The organism is Listeria floridensis FSL S10-1187, assembly GCF_000525875.1.
GTDB classification, from domain to species: domain Bacteria; phylum Bacillota; class Bacilli; order Lactobacillales; family Listeriaceae; genus Listeria; species Listeria floridensis.
Map to the genome: position 1 here is coordinate 1 of NZ_AODF01000003.1, position 15456 is coordinate 15456.

Here is a 15456-nt window from a genome sequence, read left to right on the forward strand (position 1 = left end):
CCTTATCGCTTGCTTTTCTACCCTCATCTAAGTTAATTGGAATGCCTGCTTGTTTCGCCAAATCGACTAATAGCTGACAATAAGCCGCATAATCCTTCAAGAATGTAGCTTTGTCATTTGTACGGCATAATTCAACTTGTGCATACGCATACCCATTTCCTTTAGCACCGCACCCCCAACTTACAAATCCTACAGGCGCGACTTGTACCACTCGACCGCCCCCACCAACAAAATGCGTCACAAAAGCATTTTGCCAGTTGTTTGACATGTAAGCCACTTCGTTATCAATCGTTGATTTATCGTTCGCAGTTTCATGCGCCACAATAAAATTAGAGGCTTTCAGTTTGGCTTTTGGCAATCCGCTAATCAGCTTCTTTTCTACTTTATAAGTCATCACACAACACCCTTTCTTTTTTCGTCTTGTAGCACTTGATCAGCTTTTTTAGCCGCTTTTGTAAAACTATTATTCTTCCACCAAGCCCACACCGAAGCCGCTGCTGTTAGCAACAAGGACAAAGCCCCTGCTAGCTCCTCCTCGCTAAAAACAAAATCAAGCGGGCTTAGATTAAACAAGGCTAAGACCTGATTAACTAATGCCACCAACAAAAATAAAGAACGTGCCATTACCTCACCCCAATTATTCCAGTTTTTCATGTTTATACTCTCCTTTCGTTTTGAAGTTTTGTGATAAGTTGGTTCAATGCCTGATTTTCTTCTTTTAATTTTGTTATTTCTTCACGTAGTTCACCAAGCTGCCGATTATATTCGTCGATGATCTTCTGAATCTCAGTTGTATAAAGAGTTTCCATCGTTGTCTTGCTTGTTCTTTTTGATGCAAAATAGGTTCCTAGACCTGTGATACAAGCAACAATTACTGTCGCAGGAATCGAATAAATAAGGTTATTCACTTAAAGTCCTCCCTTGCTGCCTCGTAAATGATAGCGCCCAACAATCCGATTGTAAAAATCCAGCCACTGTTAGGATATCCGGCAATTTCTCTGAATAAAAAAGCAGCCCAAAAAAGCCCCCACATAAAAGCTGTGCTTACCAGCGTCCATCTTTTTAATTTGTTCCAACCAGATAAAATACAAAGTAAATTGACAAAACCTATAACTGTCAAAATGATAGCAGCTATACCGTCATCCATTACGTTTGTAAAGGTTTGATAAGCTCCTCTTGTTTCCATAAAATTGTCATGCCAGATCAAAAATAGTCCGAAGATCAATGTTTGACCTCCGATTATTAAACCTAGAACGTTATTTTTAATTCGATTCTTCACTAAAACACCTCTTTCAAGCCAAAATAAAAAAGCTTACTCAGCTTCTTCCTTGCTATTTAAAATTTCTTCGCTTTGACTAACTGTGATTTTTTTTAGTTCTACAAAACGCTGAACCTCTTTTATATCATAAAACCCGCCCAAGTAGTATTCTTTAATTTTTTCGAACCAATCAATCGCCATCTACAAAACACCCGCTTCCACTAAGGATAGTAATAAATCTGCATGATCTTGTTGTGCTCCAGATGCCATATTTTCGACATCGGCTAAATATAAAAGTATCTCTGCCCCATCTTGGCGCAGTTGTTCCATTTCTGAAAGTTCCCCTTCTTTTATCGGTTCCGGCTCTTCCCCTAAACTCCATCTTCCCTCGTCTTCGTCAAATATTGGGTTAATAGATGGAGTTTGTGGCGCCACAAATGTATGAAGAGGAGGTAGATTAAACTCTCCGTTTTCATCTTCAAAAATAAGAGCATCACGTAGAAAAATACCATTTACATCGTACTCGTAAGCCTGCTTAAAATCCATCAAGAAACCTCCTTCGTAAAGTACATGATGTTGTCCAATCCTGTGTTAACACTAGCCGTACCTACAGCTACTATATTAATATCACCAGAAGGTTGCATATAGATATTTGCCTGATTGCCCGCATTTGTCGACTGTTGTGCGGCTGGAAACATTTTGTTCCATGTTGTATCAGGCTTTAGGAATTCCGGGACAGTAGCGCAGACACCGGTACCCGATCCAGTTCCCTGGCCAACGATTCCAGAGATTGATACCAAATACCTTTTTCCGATTTTAGTATACGTCGCAGAGAGAGTTTCTGTGGCAACGAAACCGTTTTTCGGTGTAAGGTTCACTTTAACAGGTGCTAAATCATTTGACAAAGTGTCGATTTTTGTTCCTAAATCAGTTGACATTTTGTAGCTTGAAAACTCCATCCACCCATTGGTGTCCGTATTTGTGCTTATTGTAGGAGCCAAAGGGTTACCATATAAATAACGAATGAACAATCTTCCTTGATATTGTACGTACATTTGAATGATGGAATTAGATGAACGTGGTAACGCAAAAGCACTGCCCGCAGTATTGTTTCCAAGTATAACGGGGGCATTCTTGGCGCTTCCGGATACATAGTTGTTTCGCATAAATAAAATAACGTTGTTTAAATCGTTGTCTTGTAATGAAACAACTGCATCGTTTAGAACATCAGAACCATTCATTTTAACAATGGCCGTACTCCCATTTCTACCGATCTCCACAGCTTTCGTTGCTTTTATAGTTCCGGTTGCTACCTTTTCTACACCGTCTATCACAGATTTGGTATTTTTATAATCCGCTGGAGCATATCCCATCAGATAATTTGAGGTTATCTTCTCTAAACCAAATTCTGAGTTATAAACCGGTTCCCCTCCAACTGTATATTCGATATAGTCCTTCCATTCTAACGTCCTACTAAAATATAGACGCACGACTGTTCCAGTTGACAACGCCCCTACATAATGACGTACAGTTCCGTACGAACTTGAAAACGCTTCTGTCGAATAGTTATCAATATTTCCTGTCGCAACATCTCCACTTTTCTTGAGAACGTTTGATGCGGCCAATTGTTCTTCTAAAGTTCGAAGTTTATTTTTTAAATCAGAGGTGTCCGTTTGAAGCTGTAAGACTTTTTTATTCAACTCATTTGATAAGCTTTCGAATTCGTCCAGATACTCAATTTTAATGTCTTCTAATTCATGGATATACACCGTCGAGATGATTTCTAAATCCTCATCAATCAAAGCTTTATCCACTCTAAAATGAAACTTATGAACAGAAAGTGCTTGCCCTCTCGTATAATCAAGATATAGTTCTGCTGAAATAACGCCGATCGTATGAATAACTTCTTCTGGTAAGATATAAATAATCCTACTATTCTCTTTATCGACTTCTGCCGCCGCTTGATACTTTAGATTTTCAGCTTTAAAATAGATAGTTGCTTTTAAATCGCTTAAGGGAAAGGGAATGCTCTCCGTGTCTTGAATGTCAAATATCAACCGGGCTGTATCTTTGTCATATGTTGAAAAGGTTGCTTTTAAATCAATAGTTGTTCGATTTTGAGCAGATACTTCTAAAGTTTGTTTTGCGTTTTTATATACCTCATTTAGATTATCCATCTGTTTTCAACACCTTTCCTCCGCCCGAAGTGCGTTCTGGAATATCAGCTTTCCAAACAATGTTGTCAGTGTTATAAATGATAGAAGATTGTGGATATAGCCCCGTACCGCTATTGGTACCATGGCTTATTTTTTGAACAATTACGTCCGCTGCATTATATCCTCGAACGTCAACGGATTGGGAAACAAAATGACAAAAGTTGACGTCTGCCTTACAAGCGTCAATAAATACGCATGTAAAGTCTGTGTTTGATTTTGTATTATAAGCCATCCTACACTTTTGAATTCTAACGAAACCACAACGATTGACGCGAATAAAATACTTTTGCGTTGTGCCTACGGTATTGGTTTGTTCAAGACCCGATATAAGAACGCTACCTACAACGTCCTCTAATAATAAGCTTCTAATTTGGACGCCTGTTGGACCAGTCGAAGGGTCGACAGTTTCGTAATTTGTCCCCAAAATGTTTATCTTAGCGCCGTTAATATTTGACAGAATTACATCTTCGTCATAGCGACCCGGATTGATCCAAATAAAAACAGATACGCTCAATAATCTTGGTAACTGAGCCACTGCTTTATTGATGGTTTTATAAGGAGATTCGAACGACCCTGTGCCATCAACGTCGCTGCCTTTTGTAGCGTCCACATATAATTTAATAGTTGATTGATCTAACCCATATATTCGACTAATTATTTGTTCCATATTTGAATACCTCTGATTTAAATCTACTATTTGGGTAGATACTTTTGAAACTCCTTCGAAAAGCGCATCTTCAAAATAATCGAGACGGTCTTTAAGCGTTAAAAATTTCATCTCAGGATACAACTTAGCGACTCTTGAATCGACCACTTCTGTTATATCATCACCACCAGCGTCTACGACAAGATTAGAAACCCTTTGATTTAAGGCTTCATTTATAGAAAAAGTGGAACCGAAAAGTTCTTCAATTAAATCTAAGTTATCATTGTAGTCGTTTTTGAAGGCTGAGTTCAGAAGTGGACTTTCCATTTTCTTAAAATCCGACAATTACTTCACTCCTTTTTTGTTTATAGTTCTTGCCAACTGAGCCATAATGCTCATAATACTGCGTTTATTATTAGATAGAATGATCTCCGGTGGTATAATACTGCTGAATGGATAGCGCTTATAACCTACAATTTGAATATCATAATCTAAACCCAAAGGTTCGTAAATGAATCTCACAAAGTCCCCTTTTCCACATTTATAAGGAAGCCGCAATGTTATATTTCCTGATGTAGCCGGATAATCTTGCAACTCCAGTACTAATCTTCTATCCATATTTCCAGCAACCGTATATCTATCGTCTTCAATCGGCGCTTGAATACGTCTACCCCATCTTAAATACTCAGAGCTCCGATATGTTCGTGGCGAAAAATAATAAGTATCATCTTCTTTCTTTTTACCAAAACCTCGTATCTCAGTTTTGAGAGACATAGTGTCGATATCGAACGAAACTTCGTCGGTATTATATTGATATCTAATTTCATTTTCTGTCGTCTGCCCGTAGTCTTCTCTTGGTATAAAAGTCAAGTGCTTATTGTCCACTAGCATGACAAGTTTATAATCGTTCAGAACCTCCTGAACAAGTTGTAGATAGTTGGCATTCCCAAAATTTTCTTGCTCCACTTTTTCCACAATCTTATTTTTATCAACAAAATCGTACACAAAACCCATGTCGCCAAGTTCACCTGAAAAAATATGTTTCAAGCAATCCATAACACTCAAAGTTCCGGTCTTCGTATTATATTGATAGCCATCTTGCATAGTCAACGATATGTGCTGTGCGTTAACATTTTTAGAGACAATCGACCCATTCGCTGACAAAACGACTTTTTTTACTATAAATTCTTGACCTTCCAAAAACAAAGAGCTTTCATAATCCACCAAGTCAAATTCGAACGAATTAGCTTCTAATTTATGAAGCACGAAGTCAACTTGATATTGTTCGTTTTCAACCCATGTTTCGATAAAACTATTAGGGTCATACCCTGTTAAAATCTCTCTGAAATTCTTATTGTGATCAGATACATATACATCGACCAATTTCCCACCTACTTATATAAGAATCTAAAATCCCAGGTTGTTTTAACACTGCTTACATTTTTTATTTCAATTTTATTTATACCAGGCACTAAAGTGATTAAACCTAAGTTTGTCAATCTTCCACAGCGAATTCCATTTTTAAAAATCTTAGCTCCTTCAATAATAACCGTATCAGTAGTACTCAACGTTTGATCGTCATTGAATTTGAACAGTTCTCCAGTCGTTCTGTTAATGATAGTCAAACCGCCTAGCGATCGAGCTTGAATGATAACCTTCATGTCATTTGTCCGCGGGTTTATACTTAAATTCCCCGCATTGTATATTTCAAATTCATTCCTCGTGTGGATGTAAGAATGGTCTCGTGCTACCATATTCTGTCCAAGTTGCCACTTATCTGAGTTCATTGAAAAATCCCCGACAGTGGAGTCAAGGGATTCTTTATGACCTTTGTAGACTTTGAAAATGATAGTGAACTCGAAATCACTAGAATGACCCATTTCATATTCAAATGATGCTTTATTAACTGGGTATCGATAGCCTGGATAGAATGAGCTGCTCACATAATACCATCCACGTTGATGAATAGTATTTCTCAAATCACCAATCACCAACAGAGGGTCAGATCTTCCGTCATAATACCCTTTAAAAATGATTTCGAAAGGAGAAAAAGTTTTATCAAAAACAAGCTCTCCGTCCACACCTCGCATTTCTATGGTATCTTCAAGGGTGTTCACATCCGATTCTTTCCCTTCTAATATGAAAACACCAGGTAATGATGATAGATCGATGCTATCCGAGTCGGTAAAACAGATTAATTTATGATTTATCATACATAGTCCCCTTTCGAGAATAAGAAAGAATCGAGTTGATCCGTTTGGAGTCTAGTGGTACTCTGTTCAAGAGCTTTTTTATCAACAATTAGTTCTTTCGAAACTAACAATTTCAACAACTCGATCATCTGTCCTTGTTGTTTATTTGATTCTTGAAGTCGTGTCAGGAGCTCGCGGTCATTGCCACTGCTTCTAGAATCGCCACCCGCTTTGTTAATTTTATTACCAGTAAGCGCACGACTTAAGGCTCGCATCAGAACAGAGTTTGAGAAAATCGGTGAAACCGCACGTTTGGTGCCTTGAGCAAATCGAGGTATAGCTCTCATGAGTTTCTCTGTTCGATCTCCTCGCAAGACAGAAGATCCGCGAGGAAGGTTGATGAGTATATTTCTACCTTCTGGAATAAATGAGTGACCTGACGGAGTAGTAATTAATTCTCTAAATTTAGAACCCGATGCGTCATTGACCATTGCAAGTCCGCCTTTGTGAAAATCTGTTCCTTTTGCGTAGCCACCGACTTCTTGCACACCAGACGGCGCTTTACCGCTCGTTTTATAAGCGATTTTAATGATTTTTTCGTGGCGAGTATTTAGCATCTTTTCCCACTCATTCCGAGCTGATTGTAGTAGATTACGAACATCAGCCGCGTTCGTAGTAATCAACGCTTGTTTTTTTGGTAGACTAAGTGCATTCCAATCCCTAATCTTTAATTGACCATATGCAAGTTTTGAAATTAAATCTTTATTCTCAGCACGAAGTCTTTTCCATTCGGCCTCTTTTCTGTTGTATTCCAATATCTTGTCCGACCCAATTGCGAGACTATTTACTAAATCCTTGTTCTCCCCATAAAGCTTCTTGAGATCAACCTTTTGACCATTGAACAAAACGATCTTATTCTCACCATCTCGAACTTTTTGCAACAAGTCAGCATTATTAGCTAAAAAGCGAACAGGGTCAGGGTCGAAGGAATCAAATTTTTCAAGTAAAATATTGTCATCCTGAACTTTTTTGGTGAAATCTTTATCATCAATCGAAAACCGCTTTTTTAATTCATCAGGCACTTGATCCCAAACCCCAAGATCAACCAATGCTTGTCGAAATTCAGTGGTGGTTTTGGCTTCTAAGAATACATTTTTATTTTCTTCCGGAACGTCATTCCACCATTCCAACTCCTTAACTGCTTCTTTCAATCCATCCACGCCGTCCATTTTAGCAATGATAGACTTCTGCATTTTTTTCCGGTATCTGCTCCCAGATGCCCAGATCATCTAAAGCGGCTTTGAAATCATTTGTGGTTTCAGCTTGTAATAGAACATTTTTGTTTTCTTCTGGAACATTATTCCACCACTCAAGCTCTTGAATTCCAGCTTTGAGTTGATCTAATCCATAAAGCTCAGTGCTAATAGCTTTTTTCATTTTGTCCGGAAGCTCATTCCATTGTCCAATTTCCACCAATGCCTTTGCCAAGTCTTCGGTGTTCTCAGCATTCATGATTAAATCTTTTTCCGCTGGATTCAACAAATCCCATTTTTCAAGTTGTTTGTAAAGATTAACTACATCTCCAGCTTCTGGAGTTTTAACATAGAGTTTCTTCTCTTCGTACGTTAGACTATTCCATCTTTTTGAACTAGTAACCGCATCAGCCAGAACTTCTTCTGCGTCGGTTGTCAGGTTTGCTTCTTTAGCTATGAATTGAATTTGTTTCCAGCCATTATCAGTTTCTGTCATCTCAGTCAGTATTTGCGGAAGATTAGAATGCACATCCATTGTTTTGTCATCGACGATCATATTGTTCCAAGCCTCGCCAGCTTTGGTCGATTCGTCAGCTAGAAGTTTTAAATCCTTTTTCATCTTAGCTGATTCGACACCCACTTTATCAGATGATGTACCAAAACTATCTACTATCTGTTTATTTGCCGCTTTAGTTGAATCTGCATATTGATTGCTGCTTAAAATAATACGACCATTTGAAACATCAATTTCATTGGCCAGTTCCGGATATTTTTTTTATAATATCTCCAATTTTTTGTTCAAACGGGGTCAATGCGTTTTTTTTGTGCTTCGTCATATACCTTCATAAGATTTTTTACTATTTCGCTATTCTTCCCGTAAACATCCGTTAGATTTTTTTCTAGAGTTTTTCTTTTTTTCTGCGCCATCATCAATAAGAGCTTTCCGCTGTTCAGCTAGAGATTTAACCCACTCTCGACCTTGATCTTTCGACGCTTTAGCGACATCCATTGTCATTGCTTGTTGAACTTTTTTTTCGTTCATTTTTATTCGCAATTGTTAGTTCAAGATATTTATTTAGTGAAGCAGATTCGATCTGCTCAATTTTCTTGACTTCAATAGCAGTCAATTCACGTTCATCTTTTTTTTGCCTTTGCCTTGATTTCCAATACCTTATTGTTATTGTTTTGAATAACCTGCAAAGTTTTTTGTATTTTCTCTTCTTCTTTTTTGAGAGCATCTTCAACGGGCTTTTGTGCATAATCTGGAATATCCTTTAATGCTTTTGTTGTGGCTTCAATTCTCTTTTTAATGTCCTTCTCTAATGAACTTCCAATCTTTTCAAATGACTTAACGACTTTATCAGATGAGCCACCGATCCCCGAGGCCATTAGCTCAAAATCACCGACCGCTTGAGTTTTTAAATTTTGCACTTTTTGAAGTGTCTGATCTGTCTGTTCACCAACATCAGAACCCCAACGTTTGGTACGCTGAGAGGCGTCCCAAACTTTCTCCCCCCAGATTTTCCAAGCCGCATAACCAAGTCCCACCGCGGCGGTAACACCAGCGATAGCTGGAACAAATCTAGCTAATGATAGACCAGCTTTACCACTATTTAAAACAATACTCTGTAACCCAGAGCTCGCTACATCAGCTCCTGATTTTAAACCTTTTATAGAACCGGCGGATTGCAAAGCGCTTCTACCAACTCGACTGGTTGCTATATCTGTTAAACTCATTCCAGATTCGAGCATTTTAGCAGCAGTATTTCCACCTTGAAATGCTAACTTTAATCGACTAATGACATTAATACCAGATGATGCAGTAGAGGCTAATGCACCAATTCCTCTAGCAACACCTCCGAACGCCATAATACTCGGTCCCGCCATAACCCCCGTCAGAGCTAGGGTGGTAATAAATTTTTTGTGTAGCCGGCGAAGCATCTGAAAAAGCTTTTGACATGGATTTTATCCCATTGATCACTGGTTCTGCTGACCGCAGGGCGCTATTCATTGCTTTCATGAAAGGTCCACCAATGTCAATTGCAACATCTACTATACGATTCTTAAAAATCTTCATTTGAGAATCGAAAGTTTTATATCTCTTGGTCGCCTCATTTGTCAACGCCTTGTTTTCTTTCCACGCTTTATTCCCCATTGAAACCGCACCAGAGAACACACCTGACGCATTTGCGGCACGCAGTAAGGAATCTCGCAATCGAACTTCCGTTATACCCATATCGTCTAGAACTTTGATCGCAGAGGTACCATGTTTTTTAGCATCTTTCAACCCCTCGATAAACTTAATAATAGCTTTCGAAGGGTCTGCTTTAAACAACTTTCCAAACTCTTCTCCGGTCATACCCGCGACGGTAGAAAAATCCTCTAGTGCAGTTTTGGACTTGTCTGCTTCTTTGTACCAAGATTTTAACGACTTTTCACTCATTCCCAAACTCTTCGCCATGCTTTTGAGTGGCTTTCCACCTTTGAGCACGGCTTCGCTAACATCTCCGATGGTGTATCCGGCTTTATTGGCAATTTGTTCCAGTTCGGTAAATGCACCTACACCCTTTTCAACGGCTAATTGCATTTTTACCATTACTTTTGAAAATGCCGATCCGCCCGCTTCCGCTTCAATACCCACAGAACTTAATGCGGCAGAAAGCCCGAGTATCTCACCTTCACTCATCCCGACTTGCTTACCTGCTCCGGCTAAGCGGAGACCCATTTCAGTAATCTCGCTTTCTGTTGTCGCCAGATTATTCCCCAAATCAACGATGACTGATCCCAATTTATCAAAATCCTTCTGGGACATTTGTGTGATATTTGCTAAGCGAGCAAGGGACGTTGCCGCGGTTTCGCTACTCATGTTGGTCGAAACGCCCATGTTAATCATGGTTTTGGTGAATCCAAGTACATTCGGAGTTTGAATACCCAACTGACCAGCCGCTTCGGCTACAGCGCTGATTTCAGTAGTCGACGCAGGTATCTCTTTAGCCATTTGACGAATACCTGTTTCAAGCGTCTTGTATGAATAGGTTACTTTCCCGTTTCTATCTACTACTTCATCTACTGTTTTTTTTACTCCAGTAAACGCAGTTTCAAAGTTAGCAGCAGCTTTAATGGTTGCGCCAATTCCCGCGGCCAACGGCAGTGAGAAGCGCATAGAAACATTCTTACCAGACTCCCACGCCTTATCTCCTACCTCTTTGAATTTTGTAGCAGTATTGGCAAGTGAGTTGCGCATGTTATCAAAACGAGGAGACAAGCCGCCGATTTGTTTTCCATAATTGTTCATTTTAGTTATACTTGTTTGAATCTCGTTATCCAATTCAACAAGTCTAGCTTTTTGATTTATATATGCACTAGAAGTTTTACCGGAGGTTTGAGCAATCACTTCTAGTTTCTGTCTTTCAGCTTCGCGAATTCTAGTTAGATCATTGATTTTTTGACCTAACCCTGCGTATTGGGTTCGGAGTGCTCCCATTTTGTTTCCAGCTAACGATTGTTTTTGAGCTGCTGCATCAGTCAGTCTAGTATTTGCTTGCATCTTATTGTTGAGTTCTTCAATGTTTAACTTCTCAACTTTCATAGCCGCTCCAGTAGCTTTCAATTGCTTCTCTAACATCGCTTGCTTGGCAACAGAGTTGTTGATATCTTTTGCTAAATTTTGAGCACGAACCGAAGCTTCTCCGTTGACAGCCACTTCTTCTTTATAAGCTTTCGTCAAATTGTCAATATGCTTTTGATTAATCTGTAAGGAACGATTGAGTCCATTGTATTGTGACTCCAACTTGCCCAATTTATTCCCTGAACTATCAAAAACAGCCATTTGAGCTTTCATCTGTGACTCGCTATTTTTAAGACTTCGCTTTACCTGCGTTAAGGATTTAGTGAACTTAGACGAATTTAAATCCATCTCGACGATCATCTTACCTAACGGTGTTCCAGTATTTGCCATTCGGTCAACCTCCTTTCTGTAACTGACCCACTAGGTCTGCTAATGAAACTACTTTAGGTTTGTCTTTCTTTGTTTCAAAGAGGGATAGTAGATGATAAAAATCAGCGTTATCAATCTCCTGATATGACCATCCGCTTGCGATCAGATCACGGTAAAGCTGATCGATATCTCGAAGTGCTTGCTCGTGCGTAATTACTTCCCCTCTGTCCCATCCTCCGAAGAATCTCCTCGAATCACTTGACCTAAAATAGAACCAAGTGTTTCCCACATTTTTTCGCCCCGCAAACCGTCTAAAATTGTATCTTGGGTAACTTCGTTGTTATCAAAAACACTCACGACAAAATCAACAGCTTCATCTAATAAAGCTATATCACTAGCCCCTTCTTTGTTCATATCAGCTTGAAGCTTCAAGCCATTTCTGACGTGTCGCGCTGAAATATAATCCTGCGTATAGGCTTTACTTTTTTTAGTTTTAGGGTTATAGAGTTCAAGTTTTATCATTTAAAAATCTCCTTTTCATCAAAATAAAAAGCCCCTTAGCTAGGGGCTCTATTTAATTAAGCGGCAGGGGTTTCAGAAAATGTATAAGCCTTTAGCTTCTCAACTTCCTCTTTACCTACAGCCATACCGAACGAATATCCATCATCGTTCGCTACACAATTCATTTTCAGCTTTTCTGCCTCTGGTTCGAAAGCTTCATCTGTACTGGTTTTGAGCGACAAGTCTTCGCGAGAAAATCGCCCGCGGAACAAAGCAAACGCAACAGGTTCTCCCGCTGAATCTTCGCTTTCAAGTAAAGTAGCGCAATAGGGCGGCTGAGTTTTGTCGCCTACGGCAGTGAAGCCCATTTCAGAGTTTTTAACCCACCCTAAAATGTCATTCTGCATTGCACTTGGTACATCTAAAATACTAAGCTCCAGTTGCAGATCACCGACCCCTTTTTGGGAGACATAGTATGCAACATTTGACGCAAATACCTTTTTAGCTTCGGACGAAAGCCCAGTGATTTGTGCCTCAGTCGTACCACCTTTCCCTTGCTTCCCTTCAACCACATGCTTACTTACAAGTTTCCCTACTTCGTCTAATACAGCTGTAGTAGCACGTTTAAATCCGACAGTAATTGCCATTAATATTCCTCCTTGTACAAATTAAAAGGTAGACCAGAGTACCTTCTCGAATCTACGAATCTCTTCGTTTCATCAAAGTAGGCATCTAATCCACCCATCTCCTGTTTGATATTTATTTTTTCTAAAATGTTTCTTACTCGCGACTGAACCACTTTAATCTTTTTTCTTTCCGAACCTTCGACATCAATTTGTAATGATACTCGTTCGACGCTTGGGGAATCACTTTTATAAACGTCCTCTCGCGGCGGTTCCAATAAACTAATGCGCATAAATGTTTGTTTGGTGTTTAAACTTTCAGGAACAGAATAGAACTTTATTCTATCCTCACAAATTCCCTGAATAAGTTCATCGGCCGTGAAAAGTTCATATACCTCATCTAATATATCAATCATAGATTACGCCTCAACTCCTGCTCGACAGCCGTCTCATATACTTCCTCGGTAGCTTTAATTGTACGTCGAATTGTTCCAATTCCGGCAGGGCTGATGCGCCTACCGACTTTTGTATAACCGAACTCATTTAAATGTATAAGACGCCATCGATTTTTAGAACCATTCCATCCCAATTTAAGACGCTTGACCCCTTGTTGACGTCTCGGAACACTAATCACTATTTCGTCACGCGAAGCTCCCGTGTCCGCCCATTCGTTAAAAGCGGACTTCATTTCCTGTTGAACAACCTCCCCACCCTTCAAAAGAGCTTGAGTTGTTATTTTATTTAATTTCGCATGGCCAAACTGCTTTTCAAGTGAGCGGATAATTTGGTCGGTACCAGTTATTTTAATACTCATAAGCACATAGTACCTATAATCTTTATATAATTACGATTTTCCAAATCGACAGATACACTTTGAACCTGATAAGATTCACCTGACACATACGGAGCATCTAATTGAAAATAATGCTTATTACTAGGATGATAATCTCCAACCGTGTCCCGAATTTGAATTGTAATAGATTTTGCAACATCAATTCCTTTACTACTTAAAGTCTCCATATCTTTTGATGACGGATTATAGGCATTCGCAAAACATTCAAAAATAACCCTCTTCTCAACCTCTCCGGGTTCAGGATTATCTTTAGGCATATATTCATAAAACCTAACAGGGGTCTTTAAATTGAAAGCGCCAACCATTGGAGATCGATATTTAAACTCTTTCATCTATACTCCTCCTTCGTCCGATTTATACGTTTCAAGTGAAACTTCTAATAAGAGATTTTGGAAGTTGCTGTTGAAATATTCAAGGGCATCGTTTCGAACGTATCGAGTGCGTTCAAAAACAAGCTCCAACCCTCGTCCATACTTGAGTGGGTCAAACTCCCCGATTCTATCAACTATCGCTAAATATGACAAATATAGCTGATCTCGGATAGCTGAATCCTCTGAGTTATGAGAAATTCTATTACGTTCTTTAAAGCTCAATAAAACCTCGGTTGTCACGACCCTATCTTTACTTAACATCTTTATCAGTCATTTTTTTAATTTCTACAGGTTTAATATAACCATCTCCAAGTTTTTTAACGATCTCATTTGCTCGTTTCGCCGTTAATTTGGCTTCTGTTCCGGGTTCATAAATGACATCTTTTTCAATATCACGGAACCTTTTATTTACTTGATAATCTGGCATTTGTTATCCCTCCTCACGCTTCTGGCGTCGTTTCAGCTATCTTCAATGTCCATACAGCTGTGGCTTTAATATCTTTGGCCATTCCATAAACAAATTGTTTGGCAACATATAACTCAAGGTCTTCAAGAGCCAATGTTTGATCAAATTTCATCAGATTAACACCGCCGCCAAGGTATGCGTCATAACGTTCTTCAACAAATGTTACAACCTCCCCTTGTGTCTGCGCCTCCGATTCTACAATGTCTAAGTTATATGGCAATGCGGTGACATAGGCTCCATTTGCATTTAAGAAAGTATATTGAGTCTTAATGTCCCAAGCGTCCACAGGGTTGACCACCATAACCACTTTTCCGCCGACAGCCAAAGGTTTTCCATTTTCTTTAACCGAATGGTATTTAAAAACTGCCGTTAACTCTTTGACCGTTGTTTTAGAATCATCGAAAGTGAGTGTTCCTTCTGGATTTTTTTTCGGATAAGTAGTCACACCACTAGCTGTCGTACCATTGTTAATATCACGATCGAGTCCGACGGGTTTCTCCTTACCATCACCATTCAAAAAGGCAGCTTCTAGCGCTACAGAAAATGCTTCCTGAATTTGAAGTCGAACAAAACTTTCAATCCAAGCGGGTCCGAAATCTTTTAAATCTTTTGGAACTACAACAAAAGCCGTTAGTTTATTTGAGATACTTTCTTCTTCGCTGAAAGTCGCATCCAACTGACCTTTAATTTCTCCAAAGATTTTACCCCAGACCGCAACCCCACTAGTTTCAGATTTTAAAAACTTAAGACGTAAACCAGCGTTTTTTAATCCGATTTTAGATAGTAGCGGATGTTCAGATACTAAATCCTCGAAAATATTGTCAATTGTTTCTTGAGGTAGCAGCGTTTCATCTTTATAGCCAACCTCTTTATTAATTTCATTAAAGAATTTGCGTTGTCCAGCCGAAAGTTTACCATCAGCCGCCGTACCGATTGCGTATCTCTCAGCTTCATCTCGAGCCGCTTCGATTGCAGAAGTTTTCACACCTTCAGCAAGACTGTCGATCATTTCTAAATACGCATCTCCTTGTTTATCATGGTCATTATTATTCTTCATTGTGTTAATGAAATTTTGTTTAGCTTCTTCAAATTTTTTTCATTGCTTCACTGTTTAATTTCATTGTCATTCATTTTCCCTCC

General features: G+C 39.1%; 23 protein-coding genes. 1 reads left to right on the forward strand and 22 read right to left on the reverse strand.

Annotated features, from left to right (window positions below; all coding sequences use genetic code 11):
• From MFLO_RS02145 to MFLO_RS14455, 15 genes are all read right to left on the reverse strand, one after another.
• A partial coding sequence (locus MFLO_RS02145; protein ID WP_036096059.1) for an N-acetylmuramoyl-L-alanine amidase occupies positions 1-394 on the reverse strand: 394 nt, incomplete at its 3' end.
• Positions 394-654, reverse strand: a complete 261-nt coding sequence (locus MFLO_RS02150) for a phage holin (RefSeq protein WP_036096061.1) — start codon at positions 652-654, stop codon at positions 394-396. The genes MFLO_RS02145 and MFLO_RS02150, both read right to left, overlap by 1 nt.
• A 2-nt stretch (positions 655-656) precedes the next feature.
• Complete coding sequence (locus MFLO_RS02155) at positions 657-908, reverse strand: hypothetical protein (RefSeq protein WP_036096062.1); 252 nt, start codon at positions 906-908, stop codon at positions 657-659.
• Positions 905-1279 (reverse strand): hypothetical protein, encoded by a 375-nt coding sequence (locus MFLO_RS02160; protein ID WP_036096063.1) that lies wholly within the window; start codon positions 1277-1279, stop codon positions 905-907. Before MFLO_RS02160 ends, MFLO_RS02155 begins: the two co-directional genes overlap by 4 nt.
• Positions 1280-1312: 33 nt before the next feature.
• Positions 1313-1459 (reverse strand): XkdX family protein, encoded by a 147-nt coding sequence (locus tag MFLO_RS14985; protein ID WP_077913128.1) that lies wholly within the window; start codon positions 1457-1459, stop codon positions 1313-1315.
• On the reverse strand, positions 1460-1804 hold the full coding sequence (locus MFLO_RS02165) for a hypothetical protein (protein WP_051993422.1): 345 nt from the start codon (positions 1802-1804) through the stop codon (positions 1460-1462).
• Positions 1804-3435, reverse strand: coding sequence for a BppU family phage baseplate upper protein (locus MFLO_RS02170; RefSeq protein WP_036096065.1), 1632 nt, complete (start codon positions 3433-3435; stop codon positions 1804-1806). The genes MFLO_RS02165 and MFLO_RS02170 overlap by 1 nt, the downstream gene beginning before the upstream one ends.
• Positions 3428-4465: a hypothetical protein gene (locus MFLO_RS02175; protein WP_241433507.1), complete on the reverse strand. Its 1038-nt coding sequence runs from the start codon at positions 4463-4465 to the stop codon at positions 3428-3430. Before MFLO_RS02175 ends, MFLO_RS02170 begins: the two co-directional genes overlap by 8 nt.
• Positions 4466-5503 carry a phage tail protein gene (locus MFLO_RS02180; RefSeq protein ID WP_036096067.1) on the reverse strand — a complete coding sequence of 346 codons (1038 nt, stop codon included), beginning with the start codon at positions 5501-5503 and terminating at the stop codon, positions 4466-4468.
• Between the two features lie 8 nt (positions 5504-5511).
• Entirely contained in the window at positions 5512-6333 is an 822-nt protein-coding gene (locus tag MFLO_RS14445; protein WP_051993424.1) for a phage tail family protein, read from the reverse strand.
• The gene (locus MFLO_RS02190; protein WP_036096068.1) at positions 6330-7565 is read right to left on the reverse strand and encodes a hypothetical protein; all 1236 of its coding nucleotides are present in this window, start codon (positions 7563-7565) and stop codon (positions 6330-6332) included. The genes MFLO_RS14445 and MFLO_RS02190 overlap by 4 nt, the downstream gene beginning before the upstream one ends.
• Positions 7543-8184 carry a hypothetical protein gene (locus MFLO_RS02195; RefSeq protein ID WP_036096069.1) on the reverse strand — a complete coding sequence of 214 codons (642 nt, stop codon included), beginning with the start codon at positions 8182-8184 and terminating at the stop codon, positions 7543-7545. Before MFLO_RS02195 ends, MFLO_RS02190 begins: the two co-directional genes overlap by 23 nt.
• Positions 8185-8430: 246 nt before the next feature.
• Positions 8431-8607, reverse strand: a complete 177-nt coding sequence (locus MFLO_RS15530; protein WP_156065817.1) for a hypothetical protein — start codon at positions 8605-8607, stop codon at positions 8431-8433.
• 92 nt (positions 8608-8699) lie between these two features.
• On the reverse strand, positions 8700-9434 hold the full coding sequence (locus MFLO_RS14450; RefSeq protein WP_051993426.1) for a hypothetical protein: 735 nt from the start codon (positions 9432-9434) through the stop codon (positions 8700-8702).
• Entirely contained in the window at positions 9412-11523 is a 2112-nt protein-coding gene (locus tag MFLO_RS14455) for a phage tail tape measure protein (RefSeq protein WP_051993428.1), read from the reverse strand. Before MFLO_RS14455 ends, MFLO_RS14450 begins: the two co-directional genes overlap by 23 nt.
• A 69-nt stretch (positions 11524-11592) precedes the next feature.
• On the opposite strand from MFLO_RS14455, the gene MFLO_RS16705 reads away from it, so the two are divergent.
• A complete protein-coding gene (locus MFLO_RS16705) occupies positions 11593-11715 on the forward strand; it encodes a hypothetical protein (protein WP_277619755.1) in 123 nt (40 codons plus the stop codon).
• Here the strand turns inward: MFLO_RS16705 and gpG are convergent, their stop codons facing one another.
• From gpG to MFLO_RS02235, 7 genes are all read right to left on the reverse strand, one after another.
• Positions 11716-12024, reverse strand: coding sequence for a phage tail assembly chaperone G (gene gpG / locus MFLO_RS02205; RefSeq protein ID WP_036096070.1), 309 nt, complete (start codon positions 12022-12024; stop codon positions 11716-11718).
• Positions 12025-12080: 56 nt separating this feature from the next.
• Complete coding sequence (locus MFLO_RS02210; protein WP_036096072.1) at positions 12081-12650, reverse strand: major tail protein; 570 nt, start codon at positions 12648-12650, stop codon at positions 12081-12083.
• Positions 12650-13042, reverse strand: coding sequence for a hypothetical protein (locus MFLO_RS02215; RefSeq protein WP_036096073.1), 393 nt, complete (start codon positions 13040-13042; stop codon positions 12650-12652). Before MFLO_RS02215 ends, MFLO_RS02210 begins: the two co-directional genes overlap by 1 nt.
• Positions 13039-13440: a hypothetical protein gene (locus tag MFLO_RS02220; protein WP_036096075.1), complete on the reverse strand. Its 402-nt coding sequence runs from the start codon at positions 13438-13440 to the stop codon at positions 13039-13041. Before MFLO_RS02220 ends, MFLO_RS02215 begins: the two co-directional genes overlap by 4 nt.
• A complete protein-coding gene (locus MFLO_RS02225; protein WP_036096077.1) occupies positions 13437-13811 on the reverse strand; it encodes a hypothetical protein in 375 nt (124 codons plus the stop codon). The genes MFLO_RS02220 and MFLO_RS02225 overlap by 4 nt, the downstream gene beginning before the upstream one ends.
• A 289-nt stretch (positions 13812-14100) precedes the next feature.
• Entirely contained in the window at positions 14101-14277 is a 177-nt protein-coding gene (locus MFLO_RS15535) for a hypothetical protein (RefSeq protein WP_156065820.1), read from the reverse strand.
• A 13-nt stretch (positions 14278-14290) separates the two neighbouring features.
• Positions 14291-15382 (reverse strand): phage major capsid protein, encoded by a 1092-nt coding sequence (locus MFLO_RS02235; RefSeq protein WP_051993431.1) that lies wholly within the window; start codon positions 15380-15382, stop codon positions 14291-14293.
• Positions 15383-15456 lie beyond the last annotated feature (74 nt).